Source organism: Flavobacterium sp. ZB4P23 (assembly GCF_003970375.1).
GTDB lineage: Bacteria > Bacteroidota > Bacteroidia > Flavobacteriales > Flavobacteriaceae > Flavobacterium.
Window position 1 is genome coordinate 210,874 of the sequence record NZ_RYDK01000005.1, and the last position, 12,469, is coordinate 223,342.

The window sequence follows — 12,469 nt, forward strand, 5'->3', positions numbered from 1 at the left end:
ATTACATTAAATGTAATTTTCTACTCTATTTCTATAATCTCACCTCTCTCATTACTATTATTACTTCCTATTAAAAAATTAGCGTTTTTTGGTATAATTTTAAAGGTAAATCCTTTATTCCTTGAAGATTCGAGAATTGCGATACATTTTTTGAAAGAAATGAATTCGTTATCTAAAATAATTTCTGTACCTATTTTACTTTTAACAGAAGACGAAATTACTATTTTTTCTGTTTTCAAATCGTGAAACAGGACTTTTTTTTGCAAAACCAAATGGAGCTTATCTGCTAATTTTTGGTTAGCTGAATACAAAAGATATGATTTTGGAATGATTTTTATTCCTGGTTTCCCTTGAAACATTTTCGCCAAAGAAAAAAAGACAATCCCAATTTTCATAAAAAGGGAGAAAAATAAAACACTTTTAAAATGCTTTTTGTAGAAGAAATTCATCGCTTCCTGAAACCGTTTCATATACGTTTCATCCTTAACCGTGCTTTCTCCTTTGTAGTGAATTGCGGTCGTTTCATGGAAATAATAATTGAATCTTCCTTCTTTCAGGACTCGATACGACAAATCAATATCGTCAGAATACATGAAACAATCTTCATCAAATCCGGCTACTTCAAGATACAAATCTCTTTTCATAACCATAAAAGCACCCACAAGAATGGCTACTTTTCCGGTTTGGTTTTCACTTAAATGTTGCGCATAATATTTCCCGAATGTTCCAGGAAATAATTTGTATAAACCTGTGATTTTGGTAAAAGCGACCCAAGGTGTCGGAACGCCACGTTTACTTTCGGGCAGAAATCTTCCGGTTCCATCGATGAGTTTACAACCCACAATTCCTAAATCCGATTGTTTTTGGGCGAAAGCCAATACTTTCATAAACGTATCTTCGGCAACAACAGTATCGGGATTCAGAACGCAAATGTATTCGCCTTGCGCTTGGGCTACCCCAATGTTATTGCCTTTGGGAAAGCCAATATTTTCTTTGTTTTGAATGAGTTTTACGTTAGGAAAAAGCTTTTGCATCATTGCACAACTGTCATCCGAAGAATTGTTATCAATTACAATAATTTCGCCGTCAATGGTTTCTAATGCGTTTTGAACGCTTAAAACACAGAGCTCCAGAAAATAGCGAACGTTGTAATTGAGAATAATGACGGATAGTTGCAAAGCTTATTGTTTTAGTTTTTTGGGATTTTGTTTCGTGTTGAAAATTCTCAAAACTACAACACTTTCTTTCTCTACGGAATAGATAATTTTAAAACTCCAAATGGCCACAAATCTAACTTTTTGGATATTAATTATTGGCTCAACCGGAAATTTATAAGGAAAATTCGGCAGAGAATTTGCCAAATCATAAATTTCATTAAATACTAAAATAGCATTTTGAGGACTTTCTTTTTTTATGTACTTATAAATAGCTTCTAGTTCATTTGATGCTTTTTTACTCCAAAGCACCCTCATTAACCTAGAATTTTTTTTCTGACATCTTCACTAGAATAGGTTTCTAACTTTCCTTCATTCAATTGATGTAAAGCCTCATGAATGTCTTTAGTATATTCTTTTTCAGAAATTGGGTTTCCATCTGCGTCATAACCAACTATATTTTCTTCATCAAGAAGTTTTGCTATTTTACTAAGAATCTTATTGTCGTTAATACTTAAGATTCTTTGCGTGATGCTGATTTTTAAAGTCTCCGTTTTCATGATACAAATTTTTAACCACTCAAATTTACGTCATTTTATTGAAAATTAAAAAAAAACATGTTTCTCCACTAGCCCCGAAGGAAGGGAAAAATTTTTTTTGTTCTTTCTTTAAGGACTAAAAGAGTACTTCACCAAGTTAATATTTTCATCGGTGTTCAGTGAATTTCATTTAGAATGAAAGCTGGACCTTTAGTTCCAACTAAAACCAAGTCATTCGCTCCTAAAAAACAGGTTATCATGTTTAGTTTTAACATTACTTAAACGATAAAACTTGAAACCTAATATAAATGAATTACTTTTGCAAAAAAGTTATGTTTAGTAATGCATGCATCTCTTATAATTTATAACTCATACCCTACAAAGTGAATTACTTATCTGTCGAAAATATCTCTAAATCTTTTGGAGAAAGAACACTTTTTGAAAACATTTCTTTTGGAATTAGTAAAGACCAAAAAATCGCCTTCATTGCCAAAAATGGCTCTGGAAAAACGACTATCATGAGCATCATTAACGGTTTGGAAGAATCAGATACCGGACAAGTTGTACTCAGAAAAGGTATCAAAATGGCCTTCCTTTCGCAAAATAACAATTTGCAGGAAGAATTGACGATTGAAGAAAGCATTTTCGCATCGGATAATGAGACTTTGAAAGTGATAGAAGCGTATGAAAAAGCATTAGAAAATCCGGAAGACGAAGAAGCCTACCAAAAAGCTTTTGACGGAATGGATCAGCACAATGCGTGGGACTTTGAAACACAATACAAGCAAATCCTGTTCAAACTGAAGTTGGAAGATTTCAAACTGAAAGTAAAAAATCTTTCTGGTGGACAGAAAAAAAGACTTTCATTAGCTATTATTTTGATCAATCGTCCCGATTTATTAATTCTGGATGAGCCTACCAACCACTTGGATTTAGAGATGATTGAATGGCTGGAAAGCTATTTTACTAAAGAAAATATTACGTTGTTTATGGTGACGCACGACCGTTTCTTCTTGGAGCGTGTTTGTAACGAAATCATCGAACTGGATAACGGAAAATTATACCAATACAAAGGAAATTACTCGTATTATTTAGAGAAAAAAGAGGAACGCATTGCATCAGAAAATTCGAGTGTGGATAAAGCGCAAAACCTTTTTGTAAAAGAACTGGAATGGATGCGTCGTCAGCCAAAAGCGAGAACGACCAAATCTAAATCCCGTCAGGATGACTTCTATGACATCAAAGAAAAAGCACAAAGCCGCCGCCGTGAAAACAAAGTAGAGCTTGAAATTAACATGGAACGTATGGGAAGCAAGATTATCGAGCTTCACAAAATTTCCAAGAAATTCAAGGATCATGTCATTATGGATAATTTCAGTTTTGATTTTCAACGTGGCGAACGCATTGGAATCATTGGGAAAAACGGAACTGGTAAATCTACTTTCTTGAATTTATTGACCGGAAACGTTTCGCTTGATAGCGGTAAAGTGGTGATTGGCGAAACGATAAAAGTGGGTTACTACACGCAAAGCGGAATAAACCCAAAACCGGGTCAACGTGTGATTGATGTAATTAAGGAATACGGAGAATTCATTCCATTGATGAAAGGGAAATTGATTTCAGCTTCGCAGTTGTTAGAGCGTTTCTTGTTTGATGCTAAAAAACAATATGATTTTGTGGACCGATTAAGCGGTGGCGAATTGAAACGTTTGTACTTGTGTACAGTTTTGATTCAGAATCCGAACTTCTTGATTCTGGATGAGCCTACGAATGATTTAGATATTGTGACGCTGAATGTTTTGGAAAGTTTCCTTTTGGATTTTCCGGGTTGTCTTTTAGTGGTTTCTCATGACAGGTATTTCATGGATAAAATTGTGGATCACTTATTCATTTTTAGAGGTGATGGTGTCGTGGAAAATTTCCCTGGCAACTATTCTGATTTCAGAGCCTACGAAGACAGCACTGATGTGGCTCAAAAAGAAGAAAACAAAGCCGAAAAGAAAGACTGGAAACAAAACAATCCAACCGGTAACCTAACGTTCAACGAGCAAAAAGAATTCCAGAAAACAGAGAAAGAAATCAAGGACTTAGAGCTTCAGAAAATAGCTATTGAGCAATTATTTTCGGACGGAAAAATTACTGATGCTGACATCGAGAAAAAAGGAAATGAATTGCAAAACCTCATCCAAAAGATGGAACTCAAAGAAGAGCGTTGGTTTGAATTAAGTGCCAAAATGGAAGGATAAAAAACTTATAATTGTATTCAATTTTTGTAAAAACCCCATCACAAATTACATAATAGTAGCTTGTGGTGGGGTTTTTCGCATGAGTATATTAACAGAAAATTAGCACAATTACATAACTTGAGTATTGAAATAACATATACATTTGACTATCAATTTCAATCATCAAACTGTAAATCAACTCAAATGAACGTAAAATCTACAAACACATCCATCAAAAAAAAATCTAAATTCATACCATACCTGCTCTTGTTGAGTACTATTTTGTTTTTTCAATATTCTTGGTCACAAAATATTTCAGTAAAAATAATTGATGCAACTACTAAAGAACCTATTCCCTACGCCACCATCAATATTGATAAAAAAGAGCATTTGATTTCAAATGCCGAAGGTTTTTTTAACCTATCTGAAACTGCAATTCAACACGAAAATACACTAATCATTACGTATCTTGGATATAAAAATCTTGAAGTTAAGGTGAGTCAATTATCAAAACTAGATTATATCATAGCACTCACTCCTACTATTTTTGAATTAAATGATGTACAAGTAAATGGTGAAAAACCAAATCCTTATGTTATCATGGCTACGGTAAAGGCTAATCTTTCTATAAATTATAGAAATACCGATAATCCTATTAAAGACATGTTATTTGTGAGAAAATCAACGGCGACATATCCTAAAGAAGTTGTAGTTGATATAAATCAGTCGACAGGTTTTTCAAAACAAGCGCTTAAGCAAGTCAATAGTGATGTTCAAAATTTCACCAATGCCTTAATTAAATCACCCCCAAAAGAGTATACAGACATGTTGTGTAATTTATTTACTCATACTATTAAAAAAGATAATAAGTCATTTGAATCGCATAAAATTAACGTTCTTAAAGCAACTGTTCTCAAAAATGAAGGAAGTACAACCTCATCAGAAGAGTTGAAAGAAATTGGTATAAAAACAATGTTAAAGCACTTAGATTCTACAAAGTATTACCGCATTAAAAGTGGACTCATCGGTTCTCGAGATACTATTTCTTTAAGAAAAGATTTCAACAAAAAGAAAACAAAATCTAAAACAGCAGATCAAAGTACGCTTTTAACAACTACCAAATACAATTTAATACAATTCATCAAGAACAATAATTTAGGTAAATCTTCTGAGCATGATTTTATAAATAATCCAGAACTGTACACTTACAAATTTGAAGGAACTACTTTTACTGAGGATAACGATTATGCATTTGTACTTTCATTTTTACCAAAAAAAGGTAGTGCAAAATTTACCGGTAAACTCTACATTAATGAGTCGGATTATGCAGTTCTTAGAGCTGAATACCAACTTGATGAAGGAGAAAATCTACACAATGTTAATTTAAAATGGCTTTTAGGCATTAAAGTAGCCCAAAATAACAACAAAGGAATTTTAATGTTTCGCAAAAAATCTGAAAACAAGAATTATTACTTGCATTATGCCTCTGAAGAAAATGGGAATTATTTTTATATAAACCGACCTTTGAAATTTATTGAAATCACCAAAGAAGACAAAGACATTCTATCATTAGACATAAAATATGAAGGAAACTCTACGACTAAAACTGAATTTTTAAATCTATCACATTCCCTTGTAACAGATACTGATGTTACTAAAGTTGTTGAAAATGAATTCAACATTGTATCCTTAAAATCATACGATCCTAAAATATGGAAAGGATACCATGCTATTGAACCAGTAGCAGAATTAAAGCGTTTTAAAGTTAAAGAATAATACCTCATCACAATGTTTCTGTATCAAATCTTTTTAAAAACTAGATTCAACTAATTAAAAAAAAACCTCATCAATAAAATTGAAGAGAAAGAGGAACGCTGGTTTGAACTGAGCGCGAAGATAGAAGGCTAGAGTCATTGCAAGGCACGAAGCAATCCCATTTTTTGCTCTCGTTATGTGATTGCTTCGTGCCTCGCAATGACAAAACTGACTAATTATCAAAACACAACCCCAATATTTTTAGCGGTAACGCTAGAAATGTTGGGGTTGTGTTTTTTAGGAAAAACAGTGATTACAAATTAGTAAGAAATATTAGAATTAATAAAAAGTCCATTTGATGCTTTGTAGTTTTATTTTCACAGCTATCCGAAAGTTTTAATAAAAATCAAAAGTTCCCTTCCTAGCTCATATAAACAGGCTCTAAGTATTTTATTACCCTGAAAAAAAGTCTGGTTTAAATATAATTTCAGATTTTTTCCTTATTTTTTTAGCAGCCCCGCTCTTCAAAGCATACAATAGTTCTTGATTATGCTGCGCAAATGTCTCTGACTTTGCGCTCACAATAGTAGTCACAAAACAACCACAGCAAAATCCAATTCTACTGTGGTTGTTTTATTCTATATCCTTTTTTAATTCCCCCTTCGGGGGTTAGGGGGATTTCTACCAAGGAATCGGATTGTAATCTTTCAAAAACTTCCCGCACCAATGTTTTCCTGTATTAATACCGTCAAACAACGGATCCATCACTCGTGCTGCTCCATCCACAATATCCAATGGCGGTTGAAAATCCTCTTCTTCCTGTTTTCTTTTGGCTAATTCTGCAGGATCTTCGTCGGTTACCCAGCCGGTATCAACCGCATTCATAAAAATGCCGTCTTTTGCTAAAGTTCCTGAGGAAGTATGTGTCAGCATATTCAAAGCAGCTTTGGCCATATTGGTATGTGGATGACGGTCTTCTTTGAAAAAGCGATGAAACTTCCCTTCCATCGCCGACACATTAATGATGTGCTTTTTCCCAGTGCTCTCTTTCTTCATCACTTCCGAAAGGCGGTTACATAATACAAAAGGCGCCACGGAATTTACCAGTTGCACTTCGATCATTTCTGTGGTTTCTATTTGTCCCAAACGTAAACGCCAGCTGTTGGTTTTTCTTAAATCGACTTGCTGTAAATCGGCATCAAGTTCCCCTTCCGGGAAAACTTCATTTGCCACCAAAGCATTATCAAACGAATACGGAATTTGAGACAATTTAGCGGAAGCCCGCAACCCAATTCCAGGTTCTGGTCCGTGCCAAGTCACCGGCATATTCTGATTGGAGGAAGCCCCTGCCGTCAACACTTTTAATTCATCCAGACAATTCGTATGATCCAGTAATAATTCCTGTGCCTGTTGCGGCAAAGAAGCAATGGAACGCTCCTCATTTTCCATTAGATGCGTATAAAATCCCGCAGGACGCCTCACCGTTTGCGCTGCATTATTAATCAGAATATCCAAACGATCGTATTTTTGCTCTATAAAATTGCAGAAAATCTCTACACTTGGGATGTGTCGCAAATCCAATCCGTGAATTTTCAAACGATGTCCCCAATCCATGAAATCGTCTTCCTTAGAAAAACGCAATGCGGAATCCACCGGAAAGCGAGTTGTTGCAATAACGGTTGCTCCACCACGCAACAACATCAACGTAATGTGATATCCAATTTTTAGACGAGAACCTGTGATAACGGCAACTTGCCCATTTACATCTGCGGTTTGAAAACGTTTGGCATAATTAAAATCGCCACAATCGGTACACATTGTATCGTAAAAATGGTGCATTTTAGTAAACTCCGTTTTACACACGTAACAGTTTCGTGGAGTTTCCAGTTCCAATTGTTCTTTGTTCACAAGATCATTGTAAGCCAAAAGTTTTGGCGCCATAAAAACACTTGCTTCACGCGCATGGCGGATTCCGGTTACCTTACGGGCGGTTCGGTCTCGTTTTTCCATTTTGCGTTTAGCAGCCACTTTACCGTCTTTTTTTCTCCGGGAAAGCTCGTCACGATCGGGTCTGGAAAACATACCTGCCGCTTTGATTAAAGCGGTGCGTTGCTCTTTTGGAATATCAAATATTTGATCCGTATCCGTATTCAATTGTGCTAAAATAGCGATGCAGCGGTCAATTTCTTCAGAGCTTATCGTAGTTTTATGTTCTATTTGTTCAATCATCATCGTAAAAAAAATGGATATTATTCTTGTGTAAATTCCAAGGCTGCAAATATAGCCTTTTTAAAGTCGTAATGTTTCGAAGCAATACTGTCGGAAGTCGAAGCGCAAAGATGATAGAATTGTATTTTGACTTTCGACTATTATCTTACTATCTTCGCACCCACAATGTTCTTTCACCAAGATGCACGAAGCAACCGCAAAGATTCACAAAATTGAAAAACTCAGTGTATCTTCGTGTTTTCTCTTTGAGAATCTCTGTGTAACAAAAAAGTTCCATGCTGTTTCAAATCAAATCGTATTTACAATTCCTTTGGCACTCAAAAAATGAGCATGCGGTGCATTCGCCATTTGTGTTTACTTTATTGACGAGATGCTTTTATGATAAAAAATCAAAACCGGAATATACGATTTTAAGAGAATATAGAAACTCGCTTTTAGCAAACAATAATACCATTGAAGTCACTGATTTTGGTGCGGGTTCCAAAGTGTTTAAATCGAATTCCAGAGTTATTGCCAAGATTGCCAAAACAGCAGGGATTTCTCCCAAGCGAGCTGAATTACTTTTTAGAATCACCAATTATTTTCAACCGGACTCTATTTTAGAAATTGGAACTTCATTGGGATTGGCGACTTCTGCCCTAGCTTTAGGGAATTTAAAAGCCCAAATAATCACTTTAGAAGGTTGTCCTGAAACCGCTAGACAAGCTCAATTGCAATTTAAAAAATTCAATTTCAATACTATATGTTCCGAAATAACAGAGTTCAGTACTTATTTACAAACCGAAAGCCTAAAGCCTAAAACCCATAACCTAATTTACTTCGACGGCAATCACTCCAAGAAAGCAACATTAGACTATTTTGAAGTATTACTTCCTACCATTACGAACGAAACCCTTTGGATATTCGATGACATTCACTGGTCGCCAGAAATGGAACAAGCTTGGGAAATTATAAAAAACCATCCCAAAGTAACGGTAACAATTGACACATTTCAGTGGGGATTGGTATTTTTTAGGAGAGAACAACCAAAAGAACATTTTGTGATTCGAACCTAAAAAAAGTGACAGCCATTGCTGACTGCCATTTTCAATATCGAATAACTACTTTTTATTCTTTAGCTTTTTTCATTTCTCCAGATTTTGCTTCCATTCTGTTTAGCGTATAAATTGGTGCAAATTTTAATTTTAAACCCGAAATTTTTCTGTTATCATCCACTGAAAGTCCTTCTTTTTCAACTGTATTTTTTCTACTGTCCAATGCTTCATACATCAATTTGATTTCGTCCCAGTCTTCACGAGAATACTTATCTTTATTCGTTTCAACTGCATCTACAAATTGCTGGTACACGCTAAGAATATTATCTTTATCCACCCAGGCAAAACTCATATCCTCACCCACTTTCCCTTCACCAAATAAAGTATTCCTCATTTGTTGTTTTGGGTTTGCAGCAGCGGCGGCTTTATCTTGAGCCTCTATTTTGGCTTCGTATTTTGCTTTCAAAGCCTCGTATTTAGCATTTGCTTCATCAAGGTATTTCTGCGCCTCCGCATTGTCTTTCATATTTGCCAATGCTGCCTTTGCATTACCACTTTTTAATTGATACGTAGCTTCAATTCCTTGCCAGTTTGCTTTAGCATTCTCGGAAGAAACATTCCCTAATGAATCCACATACATCACATAAGAATCCACTATTTTCTCCGCTTGCTCTGTTTTTTCATCTTTACAGGAGGCAAATCCTAAAGCGACTACCGCTATTCCTAACACCATTTTTGTACTTTTCATAACTTCTTGATTTGATTAATACTTTTAACAAAAATAAGTAATATTATTATATTATCAATTATAACCAAAAAATGTTATAAATAATTAAAATAATTATGAAATAAATACCAATAAAGTGTAAATTATACAAATTTATACTATAATAACATAAAATTTAATAGAATGATTTAACGTATTAAAAAATACATTTACCAAGAAAATAGAAAAAAACGCAAGTACTTCATTAATAAAAAATTATCTGACCGCATAAACCTAAGCTCAAAATGTAACAAATTTAAAAAACATCTACTTATTAATAATTCAAAAGTCTTTTGTACTTTTAAAATCTAATTTAATAGCACCCTACGCACCGTCGAAGGTCAAAAAATCATACATTCTAATGGCAAACCCGCTAATCAAAATAACCAATATCAAACGAGATTTTGTACTTGGAAATGAAATTGTATATGTTCTCAAAGGCATTGATTTAGAAATAAATAAAGGCGAGTACGTAGCATTAATGGGACCTTCAGGATCCGGAAAATCTACCTTAATGAATTTATTAGGTTGCTTAGACACGCCAACTTCTGGCAGTTACATCCTGAATGGGAAGGATGTCAGCCAGATGAAAGATGATGAATTAGCCGAAATTCGCAATAAAGAAATAGGATTTGTTTTCCAAACTTTCAATCTTTTACCCAGAACAACCGCACTAGACAATGTAGCTTTACCCATGATTTATGCCGGTTTCTCTAAATCTGATAGAAATAAACGCGCCACGGAAGTTTTAGAACAAGTAAATCTTGCTGACAGAATGGATCACCAACCCAACCAACTTTCAGGAGGTCAACGCCAGCGGGTGGCAATTGCACGTGCCTTGGTCAATAAGCCGTCCATCATTTTAGCGGATGAACCTACAGGAAATTTAGACAGCAAAACCTCTCTTGAAATCATGAAACTTTTTGGAGACATCCATACCAATGGGAACACCGTTATTTTAGTAACGCACGAAGAAGAAATTGCCGCGTATGCGCATCGAATTATACGTTTGCGTGACGGAATTATTGAAAGCGATACGACCAAATAATTTTTTTTAGGAGCTTTTTCCGGCTATACGCTTGTATCTCTTTCTTTTTTAAAAAGAAAAAAGAAACAGGATACCGCTTCTATCCGGGCTAAAAAATCTCACTTACAAATATCTTTTAAACCCCAAATAAAAACTAGTACCTAAAATGAATATCGCCATACTAACCTGCCAAAAACTTCCCGATTTAAATCCTGAAGATCAAAAAATAATTCCTGCACTAGCCAAACATAATATTAACGCCAAAGCGGTGATTTGGAGTGACAAAACCATTAACTGGGCTGATTTTGATTACCTAATTTTTCGCAATACTTGGGATTATTTCGAAAAAGAAACCGAATTTAATATTTGGCTCCACCAAATAGAAAAACTGGGTATCAAAACACTTAACCCGATTGAAATAATCAAACAAAACATACACAAGTTTTATTTGCGTGAAATGCAAAAGCAAGGAATCACAATATTACCAACCGTATTTATTGACAAAACAGACACTCTGAATCTAGCTGAACACCTACCTTCCCATTGGAAAAAAGCAGTCATAAAACCCGCATTTTCGGCAGGATCGTATCTCACTGAAGTTTTTGAAACATCAGATAGTGAAGAAATAAACCAGAAATATGCGACCATAGCTGCAGAGAAAGACTTGCTGTTACAGGAATTTATGCCGGAGATTCAGACTCTAGGTGAAACTTCATTTATCTTTTTCAATAAAAAATTCTCTCATGCGGTTAACAAAAAGCCGGTAAATGGAGATTTTAGAGTACAATCCCTATTTGGTGGCATCTATAATTTGGTACATCCCAGTTCAGAATTGATTGAAAAAGCACAAAAAGTTGTTGATACTTTTCAAGAGAACTTACTGTACGCCAGGGTAGATGGGATACTGATTGATAATGAACTTTATTTAATGGAAATTGAATGCATTGAACCTGATTTATATTTCAATTTAAGTGAAGGTTCACTGGAACGATTTGTTACGGCAATAGTGGAATTAATACAGTAAATTTGTTTCCATCAAACAAATTACAAATTAACACAAACCTTGGATGAAAGTATATACAAAGACTGGTGATAAAGGAACCACGGCACTTTTTGGCGGAACCAGAGTCCCAAAGGATCATGCACGAATAGAAAGTTATGGTACGGTAGACGAATTGAATTCTCACATTGGACTAATCCGAGATCAGGAGATGAATTCCCATTACAAAGAAATTCTAATCGAGATTCAGGATCGTTTGTTTACAGTAGGCGCTATATTAGCAACGCCACCGGAAAAAGAAGTACTGAAAAACGGCGAACTTCGTTTGAAAAAACTCGGAATAATTGAATCAGATATTGAACTGTTGGAAAATGAAATTGACAGCATGGAAGAAGCATTACCACCCATGACTCATTTCGTACTTCCTGGAGGACATACAACCGTGTCATATTGTCATATAGCACGTTGCGTATGCCGTAGAGCGGAGCGTTTAGCAGTTCATTTAAGCCACAACGAACCGGTTGCAGAAATCGCAATAAAGTACCTGAACCGACTTTCTGACTACCTTTTTGTGTTGGCACGAAAGTTGTCTCATGATCTGAAAGCTACGGAAGTTCAATGGATTCCTAGAAAATAATTTGCAGCATTTAAGGTCTTTTTCAGTTGTATTTATAGTGAAAAAATGCAAACTTTTTAACCGCAAAATTTAAATCAAAAAAAACGTTCTTAACTTTTTATTA

11 protein-coding genes are annotated in these 12,469 nt (G+C 35.0%); 6 read left to right on the forward strand and 5 right to left on the reverse strand.

The genetic code is table 11. The features are described from left to right. Nucleotides 1-20 precede the first annotated feature (20 nt). The 3 genes from EKL99_RS10205 to EKL99_RS10215 are packed head-to-tail and all read right to left on the reverse strand — an operon-like array spanning nucleotide 21 to nucleotide 1,714. Nucleotides 21-1,178, reverse strand: coding sequence for a glycosyltransferase family 2 protein (locus EKL99_RS10205; protein ID WP_126554366.1), 1,158 nt, complete (start codon nucleotides 1,176-1,178; stop codon nucleotides 21-23). A 3-nt stretch (nucleotides 1,179-1,181) separates the two neighbouring features. Continuing rightward, nucleotides 1,182-1,472, reverse strand: a complete 291-nt coding sequence (locus EKL99_RS10210; protein WP_126455091.1) for a type II toxin-antitoxin system RelE/ParE family toxin — start codon at nucleotides 1,470-1,472, stop codon at nucleotides 1,182-1,184. Then, complete coding sequence (locus tag EKL99_RS10215; protein WP_126455093.1) at nucleotides 1,472-1,714, reverse strand: hypothetical protein; 243 nt, start codon at nucleotides 1,712-1,714, stop codon at nucleotides 1,472-1,474. Before EKL99_RS10215 ends, EKL99_RS10210 begins: the two co-directional genes overlap by 1 nt. A 362-nt stretch (nucleotides 1,715-2,076) precedes the next feature. Between EKL99_RS10215 and EKL99_RS10220 the strand changes: the two genes are divergently transcribed. Beyond that, nucleotides 2,077-3,939, forward strand: a complete 1,863-nt coding sequence (locus EKL99_RS10220) for an ABC-F family ATP-binding cassette domain-containing protein (protein WP_126569059.1) — start codon at nucleotides 2,077-2,079, stop codon at nucleotides 3,937-3,939. A 183-nt stretch (nucleotides 3,940-4,122) separates the two neighbouring features. Continuing rightward, nucleotides 4,123-5,694, forward strand: a complete 1,572-nt coding sequence (locus tag EKL99_RS10225) for a carboxypeptidase-like regulatory domain-containing protein (RefSeq protein ID WP_126569058.1) — start codon at nucleotides 4,123-4,125, stop codon at nucleotides 5,692-5,694. 660 nt (nucleotides 5,695-6,354) lie between these two features. Here EKL99_RS10225 and EKL99_RS10230 read toward each other — a convergent pair. Continuing rightward, nucleotides 6,355-7,905: an SDR family NAD(P)-dependent oxidoreductase gene (locus tag EKL99_RS10230; protein ID WP_126576892.1), complete on the reverse strand. Its 1,551-nt coding sequence runs from the start codon at nucleotides 7,903-7,905 to the stop codon at nucleotides 6,355-6,357. Between the two features lie 272 nt (nucleotides 7,906-8,177). On the opposite strand from EKL99_RS10230, the gene EKL99_RS10235 reads away from it, so the two are divergent. Next, nucleotides 8,178-8,957, forward strand: a complete 780-nt coding sequence (locus EKL99_RS10235) for an O-methyltransferase (RefSeq protein ID WP_126561930.1) — start codon at nucleotides 8,178-8,180, stop codon at nucleotides 8,955-8,957. A 52-nt stretch (nucleotides 8,958-9,009) separates the two neighbouring features. On the opposite strand, the gene EKL99_RS10240 is transcribed toward EKL99_RS10235, so the two are convergent. After that, nucleotides 9,010-9,684: a DUF6565 domain-containing protein gene (locus EKL99_RS10240; RefSeq protein ID WP_126576893.1), complete on the reverse strand. Its 675-nt coding sequence runs from the start codon at nucleotides 9,682-9,684 to the stop codon at nucleotides 9,010-9,012. Between the two features lie 379 nt (nucleotides 9,685-10,063). On the opposite strand from EKL99_RS10240, the gene EKL99_RS10245 reads away from it, so the two are divergent. The 3 genes from EKL99_RS10245 to EKL99_RS10255 all read left to right on the forward strand — a co-directional run bounded on the left by EKL99_RS10245 (nucleotide 10,064) and on the right by EKL99_RS10255 (nucleotide 12,366). After that, nucleotides 10,064-10,750, forward strand: coding sequence for an ABC transporter ATP-binding protein (locus EKL99_RS10245; RefSeq protein WP_126455103.1), 687 nt, complete (start codon nucleotides 10,064-10,066; stop codon nucleotides 10,748-10,750). Nucleotides 10,751-10,895: 145 nt separating this feature from the next. Continuing rightward, nucleotides 10,896-11,753 carry a RimK family alpha-L-glutamate ligase gene (locus tag EKL99_RS10250; RefSeq protein ID WP_126561932.1) on the forward strand — a complete coding sequence of 286 codons (858 nt, stop codon included), beginning with the start codon at nucleotides 10,896-10,898 and terminating at the stop codon, nucleotides 11,751-11,753. Nucleotides 11,754-11,796: 43 nt separating this feature from the next. Then, a complete protein-coding gene (locus tag EKL99_RS10255) occupies nucleotides 11,797-12,366 on the forward strand; it encodes a cob(I)yrinic acid a,c-diamide adenosyltransferase (RefSeq protein ID WP_126455107.1) in 570 nt (189 codons plus the stop codon). Nucleotides 12,367-12,469: the final 103 nt, after the last annotated feature.